13 protein-coding genes are annotated in these 15,163 nt (G+C 46.9%); 4 read left to right on the forward strand and 9 right to left on the reverse strand.

Features of this window, described 5'->3' with window-relative positions; all coding sequences use genetic code 11:
- Window positions 1–144 precede the first annotated feature (144 nt).
- Window positions 145–285, reverse strand: coding sequence for a hypothetical protein (locus QUB16_RS30565; RefSeq protein ID WP_333321951.1), 141 nt, complete (start codon window positions 283–285; stop codon window positions 145–147).
- A gap of 90 nt (window positions 286–375) precedes the next feature.
- On the opposite strand from QUB16_RS30565, the gene QUB16_RS30570 reads away from it, so the two are divergent.
- Complete coding sequence (locus tag QUB16_RS30570; RefSeq protein ID WP_333321952.1) at window positions 376–2,007, forward strand: sodium:proton antiporter; 1,632 nt, start codon at window positions 376–378, stop codon at window positions 2,005–2,007.
- On the opposite strand, the gene QUB16_RS30575 is transcribed toward QUB16_RS30570, so the two are convergent.
- From QUB16_RS30575 to QUB16_RS30585, 3 genes are all read right to left on the reverse strand, one after another.
- Entirely contained in the window at window positions 1,964–2,680 is a 717-nt protein-coding gene (locus QUB16_RS30575; protein ID WP_333321953.1) for a TrkA family potassium uptake protein, read from the reverse strand. The genes QUB16_RS30570 and QUB16_RS30575 overlap by 44 nt on opposite strands.
- A 209-nt stretch (window positions 2,681–2,889) precedes the next feature.
- Window positions 2,890–3,171: an Asp-tRNA(Asn)/Glu-tRNA(Gln) amidotransferase subunit GatC gene (gene gatC / locus QUB16_RS30580; protein WP_006635952.1), complete on the reverse strand. Its 282-nt coding sequence runs from the start codon at window positions 3,169–3,171 to the stop codon at window positions 2,890–2,892.
- A gap of 264 nt (window positions 3,172–3,435) precedes the next feature.
- Window positions 3,436–3,957 carry a photosystem I assembly protein Ycf3 gene (locus QUB16_RS30585; protein WP_333039118.1) on the reverse strand — a complete coding sequence of 174 codons (522 nt, stop codon included), beginning with the start codon at window positions 3,955–3,957 and terminating at the stop codon, window positions 3,436–3,438.
- Window positions 3,958–4,567: 610 nt separating this feature from the next.
- On the opposite strand from QUB16_RS30585, the gene QUB16_RS30590 reads away from it, so the two are divergent.
- Window positions 4,568–5,890 (forward strand): hypothetical protein, encoded by a 1,323-nt coding sequence (locus QUB16_RS30590; RefSeq protein ID WP_333321955.1) that lies wholly within the window; start codon window positions 4,568–4,570, stop codon window positions 5,888–5,890.
- 197 nt (window positions 5,891–6,087) lie between these two features.
- On the opposite strand, the gene QUB16_RS30595 is transcribed toward QUB16_RS30590, so the two are convergent.
- Together QUB16_RS30595 and QUB16_RS30600 are read right to left on the reverse strand one after the other, a co-directional pair.
- Window positions 6,088–6,312 (reverse strand): hypothetical protein, encoded by a 225-nt coding sequence (locus tag QUB16_RS30595; protein ID WP_015174403.1) that lies wholly within the window; start codon window positions 6,310–6,312, stop codon window positions 6,088–6,090.
- A gap of 414 nt (window positions 6,313–6,726) precedes the next feature.
- On the reverse strand, window positions 6,727–7,902 hold the full coding sequence (locus QUB16_RS30600; RefSeq protein WP_333321956.1) for a SpoIID/LytB domain-containing protein: 1,176 nt from the start codon (window positions 7,900–7,902) through the stop codon (window positions 6,727–6,729).
- Window positions 7,903–8,171: 269 nt separating this feature from the next.
- On the opposite strand from QUB16_RS30600, the gene QUB16_RS30605 reads away from it, so the two are divergent.
- A complete protein-coding gene (locus QUB16_RS30605; protein WP_333321957.1) occupies window positions 8,172–9,104 on the forward strand; it encodes a ribonuclease Z in 933 nt (310 codons plus the stop codon).
- 477 nt (window positions 9,105–9,581) lie between these two features.
- The gene (gene secA, locus QUB16_RS30610) at window positions 9,582–12,398 is read left to right on the forward strand and encodes a preprotein translocase subunit SecA (RefSeq protein ID WP_333321959.1); all 2,817 of its coding nucleotides are present in this window, start codon (window positions 9,582–9,584) and stop codon (window positions 12,396–12,398) included.
- A gap of 79 nt (window positions 12,399–12,477) precedes the next feature.
- Here secA and QUB16_RS30615 read toward each other — a convergent pair whose 3' ends face one another.
- From QUB16_RS30615 to QUB16_RS30625, 3 genes are all read right to left on the reverse strand, one after another.
- The gene (locus QUB16_RS30615) at window positions 12,478–12,771 is read right to left on the reverse strand and encodes a DUF3288 family protein (RefSeq protein ID WP_190739603.1); all 294 of its coding nucleotides are present in this window, start codon (window positions 12,769–12,771) and stop codon (window positions 12,478–12,480) included.
- A gap of 255 nt (window positions 12,772–13,026) precedes the next feature.
- The gene (locus tag QUB16_RS30620) at window positions 13,027–13,944 is read right to left on the reverse strand and encodes a hypothetical protein (protein ID WP_333321960.1); all 918 of its coding nucleotides are present in this window, start codon (window positions 13,942–13,944) and stop codon (window positions 13,027–13,029) included.
- A gap of 55 nt (window positions 13,945–13,999) precedes the next feature.
- A complete protein-coding gene (locus tag QUB16_RS30625; RefSeq protein WP_333321961.1) occupies window positions 14,000–14,569 on the reverse strand; it encodes a tetratricopeptide repeat protein in 570 nt (189 codons plus the stop codon).
- Window positions 14,570–15,163: the final 594 nt, after the last annotated feature.

A 15,163-nucleotide genomic window follows, 5' to 3' on the forward strand; every position in this document is an offset into this window, starting at 1 on the left:
CGTCCTTTTTGGACGGGCGGGACGCCCATCCCACAATAACAATTAAAATTGTAAGTTATTTAATTCGCGATCCTTAGCGGCAACCGCCATCGGGTCGGCAACACTTCAGAAGAGACTGTAAAAAAAAATTAAAAACCATCACAATTAAGAGCAATTAGCATCCTGTAAGGATTTGGAAATCATCCAGATATACCAAAAAAATTGCACTCTAAAAACGATCCGATCGCCCAACCAACCCAGAAATCCTGTTTCAGCTCGATCGGCATTCATCAAAATACACGACATACATTGCAGTTACCTCTACAGCAGAGTGAACCATCTCGTGTAGACTAAAACCGTAGTTAATCTGTCAATTTCTTTGAGGAAAACGATTTTATGACAGGAGTATCGGCGATCGAGTCGATTGTAGCGCAAGCACCTCCCTTGGGCAGCGATCCTGCTACAAATAGCCAAACGGCAGGAACCATTCCTGAATTGGTCATCATCTTGATCGTTCTGCTGCTGATTGCAACTTTTGTTGCACTCGTAACCCAACGGTTGCGAATTCCCTATGTAACGGGCTTAGTGTTAGCAGGCTTGCCAATTACGGAGGTATTGTCGCGTCGAATTGGTTTAGACCCCTCTTTAGTATTAAATCTTTTCCTACCCATTCTTATTTTTGAAGCAGCTATCAATACGGATATCAGCCGTCTCCGCAGCACCTTTAAGCCGATCGCCCTGCTGGCGGGCCCAGGCTCGATCTTTTCCTCAGCAATTATCGCTATTCTGGTTAAATTTGGGCTAGGGCTAGACTGGATTCCGGCGTTGCTGATCGGAGTAATTCTGGCAAACACTGATACAGTCTCAATGATCGCGGTTTTTAAAGAGATCCGTGTGCCTTCTCGATTGTCCACCATTGTTGAGGGAGAAACTCTGTTCAATGATGCGGCTGCCCTGGTTTCATTCAATTTGATTCTAGTCGTTTATGCTACAGGTTCTCTTACTGTCCTGGGAGGACTTAAGGAACTGCTCGTGGTTGCCTTGGGTGGAGGACTCGTGGGTGTCATCTTAGGTTACTTGAGTCTGCCGATATTTGTTCGATTAAATGACCCGTTGAGTAGTCTCTTGCTGACAGTTGCGCTGGCGTTAGGAACATTCCAAATCGGGCAATTTTTGGGGGTATCCGGTGCGGTGGCTGTGGTTATCGCCGGACTTATTTTTGGCAATCTAGGGCTTTCTCGCAGTACGTCAGCCTCGGATCGAATTACGCTACTCAGCTTCTGGGAGTACGCTGGTTTTGGGGTCAATACATTTATTTTTCTGCTGATCGGCATTGAGATTAACCCGCTGACGCTGTGGAGAATTTTGCCATCCATTCTGTTCGTTATTTTGGCGTATCAACTGGGACGGATTCTCTCGGTATATCTGTTGTTAGCGGCGCTGCGGTGGTTCGATCGTCCGATTCCCCTGCGCTGGCAGCACGTTCTGTTTCTGGGAAACATCAAAGGCTCACTCTCGATGGCGCTGGCGCTTAGTATTCCTCTGGCATTGACAGGACGAGATAACATCATTGCCCTGGTTTTCGGTGCAGTTTTATTCTCCCTGGTAGGACAGGGATTAAGTTTACCCTGGCTAGTAAAACGGTTACAAATTAGCCGTGTTTCTGATGTAATGCAGGAAGCTGGGCAGTTACAGATTCAGTTGATTGCTTCCAAAGCGGCTCAAGATGAGCTAGATAGTTTGCTGAAATCTGGTGTGTTGCCGAAGGCAGTTTACGAAGAGTTATGGGCATCATATCAAGCACGAGTAGCACACTCTGAGCGAGTGCTGCGCGATCTCTACAATAAACATCGGGCCGGGCAAGTACAGGGCGATCGCAGCGGGCTAGATACGATTCGACGGCGATTGCTTCTAGCAGAAAAAGGAGCAGTTAGCGATGCCCTCCGCAAGCGAATTGTCCCAGAGGATCTGGTTCATCCTTACATCAAAGATTTGGATGAGAAACTTCTAACGTTGGCAGATGACTAGCGCGAATGCCGAGGTAATCAATCATCTGGTGAACTAGCTCTGGACGGGTGACGACCAAGATGGTAGAGCCTGCTTCAAGAACAGTATTGCCGTTCGGAATCTCCAGATTGGCGCAGGCATGGCATTGATAACCAATAATCAGCGAACCTGTTGGAAAACGGGGGTCTTGAGCAATTTGAGCAACGGTGCTACCTGCCACCTTGCAATCGCCTGGAACTGGCAGCTTTAGTACCTCGACTTGCCCGTGTTCAAAGTGCATCATCGACTCGATTTGGGGATATTCAATCGCATTCGCCATTGATGCAACTGCCAAATCAATAGTGCTGATGATGTGACTTGCTCCGGCAAGTCGATAGGCTTCCATGAATTCGCGATCGCGCATTCGCACCACAATATGGGAAATGCCATAGCTCCTCGATAGGGTGATCAGCGCTAAATTCAGTGCATCATCGCTGAGTGCTGCAACGACTGCGTTTGCTTGTTTAATTCCCGCTTCCAGAAGAACCGTTGTGCTCACCGCACTGCCTTCAAATGCCATCACTCCGATTTTTTCACGAGCAAAGCGACAAGCAAGCGGGTCGGCATCGAGGATTGCAACCGTATGACCGAGTGTTAATAGCTGCTGGGCTAAACCCAGCCCCATCATTCCTGCTCCACCAATTAATACGTACATGACTATTTGTCACCCCAAGAATTAACTTTACAGATTTATCCCTATGAGTGAGATTGTTTTAGACTTCTATCAGTTTAATCGACTTGTGGGGTGGCTTCTACCGGGCTTACTTATTACCTGTTAGACAGTTAATTTAATCTGCTTTTGGGGTAGGCATTGCTAGCCCGCCCCTGCATAGATTTTCCTCAGTTATGTACGTAGCAGGAACCCTACATAATCTTAGGCACTTTAAAAAACTCCCCATCGCGATCGGGAGCTCCCTCCAAAATACTTTCTCCCTTAGCAAAAGGTTGCAAATCGTCCGATCGCATTACATTACTAACATCGATCGCCCGCGTTGTCGGCTGCACCTTACTCGTATCTAGTTCACTCAACTGCTCGAAATAATCCAAAATACCGTTAAGTTGACCAGTAAACTGCTCTTCTTCTTCCGGCGTTAATTCCAATCTCGCTAAATTCGCTACTTTCCGAACTTCTTCTCTGTCAATCATAAAAATCGGGAATGGGGAATTGGGAAATGGGCATTGGGCATTGGGCATTGGGCATTGGACATAGGGAATTGGTTATTTGCTATTAGAGAAACGACTAAGCTGTTCTGCCTTTAAATTGTATGTCACAAAAATTTAAAGTCTTGTGGGGAGTAGGGGTTGGGCGTCCCGCCCGCCCTGAATATACAGTTTAAATGCGCGACAGCTTAACTACCAACTATTAACTACTAACTATGCCCCATGCCCCGTGCCCCATGCCCATCCTAGTTAAAAATACACATCAATTTGCGATCGGCCTGTCGTCTTCAGCCAATTTTGTACCTCAATGTAATTGTTTGGGGCCAAGCGAATAGCCTCTTTCCAATAATCCGCAGCTTTATCAAACAGCCCTTCCGCCCCTTCAATATTGCCAGCTTCCTTTTCCTTTTCCCCTTGATAGTGGTAAATTACAGCAATATTATTCAGTGCTTGTGGCATTCTCGGATTGAGATCCAAAGCCTCGCTGTAATATTCCAAAGCTTTATCGTGTTCGCCGTTGCTAGTATGGATCAGCCCCATATTGTACAAGACATAACTGCGATCGTAAGGATCTTCCTCCAGCTTCAGCGCTTCATGATAATTGTCCAGGGCTTCAGCGTATTCGCCATCTGCTTGAGCTGACATACCATCCCGGTAATAAGCAAAAGCTTCCTTCGCCTGCTTTTTGGCTGGCATAATCTTGAGGATGATATCAGCCATTACCGTGAAACTTTTGTCAATAAAGTTATCGTTGCGTTGAGTTCTTGGCATATGCGATTCTTTGGTTAGTGGCTAATCAGAAAAATTAGCCTGTAAAGTTTTGCTATTAATAATTGCGCCACTGTTGTAGTGGGCCGTTGTGTTGAGGGCGCTAAAAAGTTTAGTCGATCGCACCTGCGAACCTTAAAACACGCCCTTGGGTTTAACACCCGCGCAAGCTCTATCTATTTTATAGAAGTCTTGCAAGACTTGCAAAAAAACTAGATTTCTTTAACATATCTCTGGCACTCTACACAAAACTTACAAAAACCCGCGCCGAAGGGAAAAGTTCTGCAGGAGGGTGCAGAGGCGATCCGGTTCGAGGGCTCCGCCAACGGGCGATCGCACACCGTACCTTACTAACTGTACCCATAATCCCTCCTCGTTGACTCTCAGAGCAAACAAGCAAAAGCAAATGCCGAGGAGAAAGTCAATCACAAAGTTTTATTAAGCTATTCGACTTCAGCCCATACTTAAAAGTTATTCGGCAAAACACTAGCAATATTTTGCCCCAAAGTCAAGGGCAGCCTCAAAAAAAATCAGCAAGCCGATCGCCAAAACCAGCTCGAATTCCCGCAATATATAATAAAAATAACCGGGTAATTTTCACAGAGAGAAACCTATGGCTCCGAATCCCACCATTATGCAAGCCGTCGAACAACTTGGCTACCGCGTTACGGTTGGAGACGTGGCGGCAAAAGCTGGATTAGATGTCAATTTTGCCCAGCGAGAACTGTTAACCCTCGCCTCCGAAGCAGGTGGCAACCTGCAAGTAGCAGAATCCGGCGACATTGCCTACCTATTTCCCAAGAACTTTCGAGATATTTTGCGAAACAAATTCTTGCGCTTGCAGTTGCAGGAATGGTGGCAAAAAATCTGGCGGGTTTTATTTTACCTGATTCGGATATCTTTTGGCATAGTGCTGGTAGCTTCCATCCTCTTAATTTTTGTTGCTATCACTATTTTAATCTCCAGTTTACTCTCCAGCAGCGACAGCAATAACGGGGGAGGAGGAGACGGTGGCGGCGGGGGCGGCAGAGGCGGCAGCTTTTCCTTTTTTCCCTACTTCTGGAACGATTTAGTCTGGATATTTTACTGGAACCATGACCAACCATACTACCAGCAGCGATCGCGCTTAACTGGCCAAAAACCCGAGATGAGTTTTCTGGAAGCAGTTTTCTCCTTTCTCTTTGGAGACGGCAATCCCAATCACAATCTAGAAGAGCGCAAGTGGAGCGATATTGCCGCCGCAATTCGCAACAACCGAGGCGCCGTCGCCGCCGAACAAATTGCTCCATATCTAGACAATCTCGGACAAGGATACACCCGAGAATACGAAGAATATATGCTACCGGCTCTCGCCCGTTTTGACGGCCGCCCCGAAGTCAGTCCCGAAGGGCAAATAGTCTACCATTTTCCGCAATTGCAAACCACAGCCACCGAGAGAAATTCTGAACCAGTAGCAGCTTATTTGCGAGAAATGCTGTGGCGTTTCAGCAACGCCAGTTCCGGCCAAATCATGCTCGCAGCAGGGTTAGGAGCCGTCAATCTTGTCGGTGCGTTAGTTTTGGGGAATCTATTAACTAATAGTGCGCTCGTAGGTGAATTTATCGGTTTCGTCAGCGCTGTTTATCCCATGCTCCTAATTTACGGCGTCGGATTTCTCGCAATTCCTTTAATTCGCTACTTCTGGATTCAGTGGAAAAATAGCCGGATAGAAGCCCGCAATCAAGAGCGTCAGCAGCGAGCAATGTTATTAAACGAACCTGATGACAGCTTGCTCAAAAAACTGGCCTACGCCCGAAAATTTGCAGCAGAAAACGTTCTGACTGGAGAAGACTTAGCTTATACAACAGAAACAGAATTAACCCAACAAGAACTAGAACAGTCAGCCAAAATAGATGCCGAATGGCAGCGCAGGCTCGATCGCTCGGACAACTTGTAATACTAATGAAAAAAACAGTTGTTTGTTGGTAAGTTAGGTTGTACTAAAATCTTGCACCTTTTTCAAGGATAGACAGGATGCCTGTTCCACAATAAAATATCTTTGTTGTGTGTGGAACGGGCTTCTAGCCCGTTGCTAAGAATGGTGAAAAGTGTCAATCTTTACTAATGCCATAGTTTTTTATACTCCGACTTTTATTAAATAAGCTTAGGGCGTTTAAAAATCAAACAATTTTGGTCATACTTCGAGTCGTGATCCAGAGCCACAAGTTCCCATCCCTCCTCCCCCAAATGATTGACAAATAGATGCAGCGAGCCTTGTTTCCAATCTCGCTGTTCTTCACCGTTTACATATAAACTAATCAGCTTGTTTCCAAAAGGATACATATTCGCATCCACAAATAAATACTCCCACTTTTGCATAGCAATCCTTAATGTAGTTAGTCATTAGTCATTAGTCATTAGTTATTAGTCATTAGTCATTAGTCATCAATCATTAGTCATTAGTCATTAGTCATTAGTCATTAGTCATTAGTCATTAGTCATCAATCATTAGTCATTGCCAATTGCCAACTGCCAATTCCCAATTTCCAATACTTCGGCTACGCGGTTCCTGGCCTGCGACTACGCGGTTCCTGAGCGTAGTCGAAGGGCTGTACAAGTTCCCAATTCCCAATTCCCTGTATTCAGGACACGGAAGTCACGGATACAGGAATAGCTGTTTTTCCCTTCTTCCTTCTTCCTTCTTCCTTCTTCCTTCCCCCTGACATCCGTTATATCCGTTACATCCGTCGAGCGAATCCGTTGCCGAACTTCTTCCTTCCCCATTCCCAGCAGTTACTGGACTGCAATTCTAGCCAAAGTAGCACCTCGGTAATAGTGCAGCAAAATCTGCTGGTAGCCGTATCCCTGCCTGGCCAAATTGTAGGCCCCCCACTGACTCATTCCTACAGCATGGCCGAAACCTTTGCCAGCAACTTGAAAACCGGTAGGAGCTTGGCCACTGTTCCTTGGGTTCCCACCGCCCGCGTACTGAGGAATCACAGTAAAGCGGGTACTCCTCAAATTTAGAACCCGGCGTAAATCTGCGCCAGTCATGACCCTAGAACCGCCATCTCCAACTACTTTCATCTTCAAAACGCTGCCGTGAGCGGTAGTGCGTTCTGGCTTCATCGAGATCACATTACCCACGCCAGAAATCCTATTGCTGATTTGAGCCCGGGAAAAATTTTCTTTCCATTGGTAAACCGGGGCCCCTTGGTCGAAGTCAGGAACAGCACGCAGGTAAGGCAGAGGTTCCGTCCAAACATCCTCGACATTTTCAGTATGTCCCCCAGAGGCAGAGTGGAAAGCGGCTAAAATAATCTGACCGTTGTAGGCCAGAACTTGACCGGCGGTTGCATCGACTGCGGAATAAGTGCCAGAAGATTCTGTTTGCAGTCCTTTGTAAACTTGGGAATACTGAGTGCTGTCCACGTCGTAAAGGTCGGTTTCGCTTTTGAGGCGCTGGTGGATAGCGTAGGAACGGGCGGCGACTGCTTGGGCTTTCAAAGCCTCTTGAGGCCAATTGCCACTCATCTCGGCGCCGAGAACGCTGTAGAGATATTGTTCGATATCGACGTAGTTGATGGCAGTCAAGCCTCCTTTTTGGGGAACTAGAAGCGTGCGTCCCCGATACCAACGATCGCCAATCCAGACATAACCGTTCCCCGTCGGCTCGATCCAAACTTGGTTGGCGGCCCAGCGACCGATCGCCACTGTTCCCGATCGAAGTTGAGCCGACTGAGAACTATTTGCCGACAGTTCGCCCAAATTGCGCCCGCTACCGTCCCGGATTGCCGCCTTTGTAGAACTGCCGACTTTTATCTGACTTGCCCCGTCTTGTACCGCCACTCGCAAGATCAGCGCGGCCTGTGCTGGGGCTACCATTGCCAGCCAAAACAACAGCGAAATCCAAAAGTAGCGTTTTTTTAATGTCGAAAAAACGGAACCCAAAAATACTCCTGACTGCATTTGAAAATTTTCCTCCTGTGCTGTATGAGTTTAAGAATTTTTAAGGGAAGGGAAGGCAAGGGAAAAAGGAAGGGGAACGGAAGAAAGAAAACGTTAGAATTGGGTTTGGCACTCTGTGCGCTTGTCGAAAATGATTTTAGCAACTAGATGTTCGCAGGAACAGCGATTTATCCCGGTTCCTGGCTGCGACTATTTCCTGTATGTCGGATCAGCCGCACTCTGGATATATGTAACATATTTTTTAAGACTTAATTGAGGTGATTTGACTCTTGCAGATTACATTTCTCGGAACTAGCTCCGGCGTACCCACGCGATCGCGCAACGTTTCCAGCATCGCCCTCCGGTTGCCCCAGCGAGCGGAACTCTGGCTGTTTGACTGTGGCGAAGGAACTCAGCACCAGTTTCTCCGCAGCGATCTCAAAGTCAGCCAACTGAGCCGCATTTTCATCACTCACCTGCACGGCGACCATATTTTCGGCTTAATGGGTTTGCTGGCTAGCTGCGGTTTGGCGGGGAATGTCAAGCGCATCGATCTTTACGGGCCTCCGGGACTTGAAGAATATTTGCAAGCTGGCGTTCGCTATTCTCAAACTCATTTTTCTTACCCAGTTAAGGTACACAAAATTCACGAGGGAGTCATCTATGAAGATGACGAATATATTGTTAGCTGCGGCCCTTTGAAGCACCGAGTTACTGCTTTTGGTTATCGAGTAACTGAGAAAGATCGTCCGGGACATTTTGATGTAGAAAAAGCCAAGGCTGTGGGTATTCCTTGGGGGCCGCTTTACGGTCAATTAAAACAAGGAAAGACGGTAAAGTTAGAGGACGGGAGACAGTTTAAAGGTACTGATTTTTGCGGCCCGGATCAAATCGGGCGCAAGTTTGTTTATTGTACTGACACGGTTTTTTGTGACGGGGCCGTGGAATTAGCGAAGGATGCTGATTTGTTGGTGCATGAAGCTACTTTTGCCCATCAAGATGCTCAAATGGCCTTCGATCGCCTCCATTCAACTTCGACAATGGCGGCTCAAGTTGCTTCGATCGCTGGGGCGAAACAGCTAATTATGACGCATTTTAGCCCGCGTTACGCTCCCGGAAATGCGATCGTCCTGGATGATTTGCTCAAGGAAGCGCAGGCTATTTTTCCGAATACGAAAATGGCTTACGACTTTTTGACTTACGAAGTGCCCAGGCCAGTTTAAAACTAGGATTAATCTGGCCTGAGATGTGAGAGCATTTTCAATAAGGGCGATCGTCGGGGCGGGCTCTTCGGCCCAACCCCTACTCCCCACAAAAACATTAATCTCTTGTGGAACAGGCATCTTGCCTGTTGCTAAAATTAATCCAACAAAAACATTGATTTCTTGTGGAACAGGCATCTTGCCTGTTGCTGAAATTAATCCAACAAACACATTAATCTATTGTGGAACAGGCATCTTGCCTGTTATGCTCTGCAATTGTCAATAAGCGCCGATACCTGAGTGGCGATCGCTACCCACCTTCACCAACTTCAATCTAAAATCCAAAATCCAAAATCCAAAATCGAGCGATCGACCGCAGCCACGGCCGAGGAGGGTCAATGGTTGCTACAATCGGGGAGGGTATATGTTGTGGCTAACACTACAGCCCCTAACCCTGAAAGCTAATAGCTAAATTATTAAAAATCTGCCTCTCCTGCCATGTTTAAAAATCTGCTAGGCGATCCCAACGCGCGCAAACTGAGAAAATTTCAGCCTTGGGTAGCTGATATCAATATTTTGGAAGAAGACTTCCGCGCACTCTCAGACGACGGCCTCAGAGGCAAAACAGCGGAGTTTAAAGAACGTCTGGCAAAAGCTAAATCTCTCAACGAAGAGAAAGAGATCCTAGACGAAATCTTGCCCGAGGCTTTTGCAGTGGTGCGGGAAGCGGGACAACGGGTTTTAGGAATGCGCCACTTTGATGTCCAACTCCTCGGCGGCATTATCCTGCACAAAGGCCAAATTGCCGAAATGAAAACCGGTGAAGGCAAAACTCTCGTGGCGACGCTGCCGGCTTACCTCAACGCCCTCAACGGTAAAGGCGTACACATCATCACCGTCAACGATTATCTCGCAAGACGGGACGCGGAATGGATGGGACAAGTGCACCGCTTCCTGGGATTGACTGTGGGACTGATTCAGCAGGGCATGGATCAGGTGGAACGAAAGAAAAATTATAGCTGCGATATTACCTACGCCACGAACAGCGAAGTCGGCTTTGATTATTTGCGCGACAACATGGCTACTGTCATGGAAGATGTAGTGCAGCGTCCTTTTAATTTCTGCGTGATTGACGAGGTTGACTCGGTGCTGATTGATGAAGCACGGACGCCTTTAATTATTTCCGGCCAGGTGGAACGCCCCAGTGAGAAGTATATACGGGCGGCTGAGGTAGCTGCGGCTCTGAGAAAGGAAAATGAAGAACATTACGAGGTTGACGAAAAGGCTCGGAATGTGCTATTGACCGATGAAGGGTTTGGTGAAGCTGAGCGGTTGTTGGGCGTTACGGATTTGTACGACCCGGCTGACCCTTGGGCGCATTACATTTTTAATGCGATTAAGGCCAAGGAATTGTTTATTAAGGATATTAACTACATCGTCACTCCCGATCGCGAAGTCGTGATTGTGGATGAGTTTACCGGCCGGGTGATGCCGGGACGGCGCTGGAGTGACGGTTTGCACCAGGCGATCGAAGCCAAGGAACGGGCGGAAATTCAGCCGGAAACTCAGACGCTGGCGACGATTACTTATCAGAATTTCTTTTTGCTTTATCCGAAGCTGTCGGGGATGACTGGGACGGCGAAGACTGAAGAGACCGAGTTTGAGAAGATTTACAAACTGGAAGTGACGCTGATTCCCACTAACCGGATTACCAGCCGCACAGACCTTTCGGATATGGTTTACAAGGCGGAGGCTGGGAAGTGGAATGCTATCTCCCAAGAATGCGCGGAAATGCACGAGGTGGGTCGGCCGGTGCTGGTGGGCACGACAAGCGTAGAAAAGTCGGAGTTGCTGTCGCGGCTGCTGCTGGAGAGGAAAATTCCTCACAATTTGCTTAATGCTAAACCGGAAAATGTGGAGCGGGAATCTGAAATTATCGCTCAAGCCGGACGCAAGGGTGCTGTGACGATCGCCACAAACATGGCGGGACGCGGTACTGATATTATTTTGGGCGGTAATTCTGAGTACATGGCGCGCCTGAAGTTGCGGGAGTATTTTATGCCCCGGATCGTGCAACCCGAAGATGACGACGGGTTTTCACTGGTGCAAGTGCCTGGTATGGGTGGCCGCCCCGCACCTCAAGGTTTTGATCCGACTAAGAAAAAGGTAAAGTCTTGGAAAGCTTCGGCGCAGATTTTCCCGACGCAGCTATCGAAAAATGCCGAACAAATGCTCGTGGCGGCGGTGGAATTGGCGGTGAAGGAGTACGGCGCGCGATCGCTCACGGAATTGCAAGCCGATGATATCGTGGCTATAGCTTCGGAAAAAGCGCCGACAAAAGACCCGGTAATTCAAAAATTGCGGGAAGCTTACAATTTAACTCGCAGCGAATACGATGCTTTTACCAGCACCGAACACGATGAAGTCGTGCAGTTGGGAGGCTTGCACGTCATCGGTACCGAACGCCACGAATCGCGCCGGATCGACAATCAGTTGCGCGGTCGGGCGGGACGCCAAGGAGACCCGGGTTCAACGCGGTTTTTCTTGAGTTTGGAAGACAATTTGCTCAGGATTTTCGGCGGCGAACGGGTTGCCGGTTTGATGAAGGCTTTCGGTGTTGAGGAAGATATGCCGATCGAATCTGGAATGCTGACTCGTTCCCTCGAAGGCGCTCAGAAAAAAGTCGAAACCTACTATTACGATATCCGCAAGCAGGTATTTGAATACGACGAAGTGATGAACAATCAGCGTCGAGCAATCTATGCCGAACGTCGCCGAGTATTGGAAGGTTTGGACTCCAAAGAACAGGTAATTAGGTATGCCGAACAGACGATGGACGACATCGTGGGAGCATACATCAATCCCGATTTACCTTCGGAAGAATGGGAACTCGACAAACTTGTTAGCAAGGTGAAGGAATTTGTTTATCTGCTGGCTGACATGACACCGGATCAGCTAGAAGATTTGTCCGTTGAGGAAATTAAAACTTTCTTGCACGAACAAGTCCGCAACGCTTACGACATGAAAGAAGCGGAAGTTAATGCAATCCGAGCTGAATTGATGCGAGATGCGGAACGGTTCTTTATTTTGCAGCAAATTGATACTTTGTGGCGGGAACACTTGCAACAAATGGATGCTTTGCGCGAGTCTGTAGGGCTGCGCGGTTACGGGCAGAAAGACCCGTTAATCGAGTACAAAACTGAAGGTTACGAGCTGTTTTTGGACATGATGACGGATATCCGCCGCAATGTGGTTTATTCGCTGTTCCAGTTCCAGCCGCAGCCGGCAATGCAAGTTTCGCCAGAGATGGTTTGAAAATAGTTAACAGTTGACAGTTGACTGTTGACTGTTGACTGCAACTTCCAGGCTCTTTCTGGAAGTTGCAGATTTGAGATTAAAGCCAATCTTCTTGATCGCTTTTTTGTTTCCTGTAAACTTCACCTTTAGTGTGAATTTTACGGGTTTGTTCATAAAGAGTTTCTTCGGTATGATTCCATTTTTGCAGGACTTTTTTTAAGTCTGATTGAATATCTCTAGCGCCGGGAAAGCCTCGGTAGCGAATTATTAATCTTGCTAATTCCGATAAATTGTAGTCGGTTGCTTCTCCTGCTAATAAAGTATTGACACTGGCTCGATCGCGCTTGTATTGCGGATGCTGCTGATCTTGAGTTTTTTCTACTGAATCCATACTATTTATATTTCCCAATCATATCAAATCCGTTGACATCGGAATCATTATCCCTCTCTCTTCTCTTTCTCTGTGTCCTCTGTGCCCTCTGTGGTTTAATATTCCGATATAACCGGAATTGATATCATTTGAAAATGATGCTACAAGCAACCGCCACCCCAAAGCGCGGACATAAATAACTATCATGAATAGAGCCTTCAATCCGCGCTTCATAAACGGTTTGATTCGGGTATCATAACAGTCAACTGTCAACTGTCAACTGTCAACTGTCAACTGTTCAGTCATCCCCAGAAATTTTTGTGTTTGTTCCGTAATACCAAATAGTCGATCGCCGTGACAAAAGATTTCCCAAGCGCGAATTCCCATAAAACCAATACCTGCAACTGCTAAGGGCATCGCGGCGGCACCTAAAAGCGCAGCAATGGGGGGAAATATCATGCACAGTGTTAACAGAATGCCAGTAATAACACCGCCAGCAATGCCAGCTTTGGCGGTGGCGGTGGCGACTTGTTCGACTAACTCTGACTGGGTAATTTTGCCTTCAACGCACAATAGCGAGTTTTCTAAGATAGAAAATATTAACTCAATTACTGCTGCGGCGATCGCCCCTTTCATTGCAGCCCCAACGATTTCCGCAACTGCTGCTTTAAACGCTGCATCCGCTAAAACTTGCTTAGCGACTGCTAATTCGGCAGCAGTCATGTCTGTACCACCGCGAGCACGATTCACCCAAAAATATTCAAAAATCCCGTTAGCAGCTTCGCTTGGGCCTCCATTGACGTGTGCTTGGATGTGACTCCAATCTTTATCTTGACAGAAGTTGCGAATTGCTTCTGGGCCTTGGGCACGAATTTGGGCGGGTATTGATTCAAATACTTTTGCTGCTTCTTGAATATCTCGCATTCCGTCACGCACCCCAGCCCTAGCAAATTTGGATTGCAGATTTCTTGGTAGGTTCTCAAAACGGATGTTATGTGCTATTTTAAAAGCTTCTTGAGTGGCGATCGCCCCGGCACTAACCATTGAACTTGGCGCTGATTGTACCCACGCCGTTAATACAGTTGCACTTTCATCAAATTTTGCATCAATTTGGTTGCCTAAGTTTTGGATATCTGCAACAGTTTCTCGTACTTTAGCCGTTAGCAATTCCAGCGGATTCGGGTTAATTTCCATGTCGATCCAGCTTGCATCGTGAATGATTGAATTATTCCGACTATAACATTACTCTTCAGTAAGTGTTATTTTCTACTGAATTGCTTCTTGCTTCTAACTCCGGCTGTAAATTTAGAGCTTTTTTTTGATAAAATAAACCTTCATTGATTCGACCTTGCTCTTCCAAACTTTTGCCTAAATTCCAATAAGCGACGGCTAAATCTGGTTGAATAACGATAGATTTTTGATAGTAAGTTATGGCGTCATCAAGCTGGCCTTGTTTGTAAAACATACTGCCCAAGTTAACATAGGCTTCGACAAAATTAGGATCGAATTCGATCGCCTTGGAGTAGGCGCGAATTGCCGCGTCTATTTTGCCTTGGGCTTGCAGGATATTCCCTATAGTTTTGTAGGCGACTGCGAAATTGGATTGCTGGCGAAGTGCTTGGTAACAGGAGGCTATCGCCTCTACATATTTCTGTTGCGTATAATAAATTTCTGCTATCTTGTTGAGTGCGATCGGACTATCCGCTTGAATGGCTAGTAATTTTTGATATTGAGCGATCGCCTCCTCAAGCTTTCCTGATTTCTGAAGGCTATCGCCCGCTGACAAATACTGCTGTGCTAACTCGGAATTTGCGGTCATAGATTTTAGTTTAACAGCCGAAACTACTTTACCACAAGTGTTAGTTAGCAACCGCCTTTTCTAGGGATATTCTGACTATTTGAGATTTTAAATTTGTTTTTGTACCAACATAGGACTTACGCCATCATTCCAGGTATTGGGGCAACCACGGGGGGTTTGCCCCTACAAAACACTATATCGGGCAACCACGGGGGGTTTGCCCCTACAAAACACTATATCGGGCAACCGGGCGTGGGTTTTCCCGTACAAAACACTATATATTGAGGCTGTGCGTAAGTCCTGCAACAGTTCGGACAGTTTTTGATTACAAACCGTAGAATAGGGGTTTCAGGGAACCCCGATTAAAGGCAGATAAAAGCCAGTAAAGTCCTGGACGCACTCTTGACGATCTGAAACCCGGTTGCTGACTATATTTCTCGTTCCTGTTAGGAATGAGAATTAAATAACTTTCACAAGTTTGTGGGATGGGCGTCCCGCCCGGCCAAAAAGGACGGGCGGGACGCCCATCCCACAATAACAATTAAAATTGTAAGTTATTTAATTAGCGTTCCTAAACACAGTAATTTCAGGGCAGTGATACTGTTCGTTCTCTAG

This window comes from Microcoleus sp. D3_18a_C4, from assembly GCF_036702415.1.
Lineage (GTDB): Bacteria > Cyanobacteriota > Cyanobacteriia > Cyanobacteriales > Microcoleaceae > Microcoleus.

Coding starts and splice junctions, on each gene's coding strand:
- QUB16_RS30565 (WP_333321951.1), bottom strand. CDS start 285: ATGTCGTGTATTTTGATGAATGCCGATCGAGCTGAAACAGGATTTCTG.
- QUB16_RS30570 (WP_333321952.1), top strand. CDS start 376: ATGACAGGAGTATCGGCGATCGAGTCGATTGTAGCGCAAGCACCTCCC.
- QUB16_RS30575 (WP_333321953.1), bottom strand. CDS start 2,680: ATGTACGTATTAATTGGTGGAGCAGGAATGATGGGGCTGGGTTTAGCC.
- gatC (WP_006635952.1), bottom strand. CDS start 3,171: ATGATTGACAGAGAAGAAGTTCGGAAAGTAGCGAATTTAGCGAGATTG.
- QUB16_RS30585 (WP_333039118.1), bottom strand. CDS start 3,957: ATGCCAAGAACTCAACGCAACGATAACTTTATTGACAAAAGTTTCACG.
- QUB16_RS30590 (WP_333321955.1), top strand. CDS start 4,568: ATGGCTCCGAATCCCACCATTATGCAAGCCGTCGAACAACTTGGCTAC.
- QUB16_RS30595 (WP_015174403.1), bottom strand. CDS start 6,312: ATGCAAAAGTGGGAGTATTTATTTGTGGATGCGAATATGTATCCTTTT.
- QUB16_RS30600 (WP_333321956.1), bottom strand. CDS start 7,902: ATGCAGTCAGGAGTATTTTTGGGTTCCGTTTTTTCGACATTAAAAAAA.
- secA (WP_333321959.1), top strand. CDS start 9,582: ATGTTTAAAAATCTGCTAGGCGATCCCAACGCGCGCAAACTGAGAAAA.
- QUB16_RS30615 (WP_190739603.1), bottom strand. CDS start 12,771: ATGGATTCAGTAGAAAAAACTCAAGATCAGCAGCATCCGCAATACAAG.
- QUB16_RS30620 (WP_333321960.1), bottom strand. CDS start 13,944: ATGGAAATTAACCCGAATCCGCTGGAATTGCTAACGGCTAAAGTACGA.
- QUB16_RS30625 (WP_333321961.1), bottom strand. CDS start 14,569: ATGACCGCAAATTCCGAGTTAGCACAGCAGTATTTGTCAGCGGGCGAT.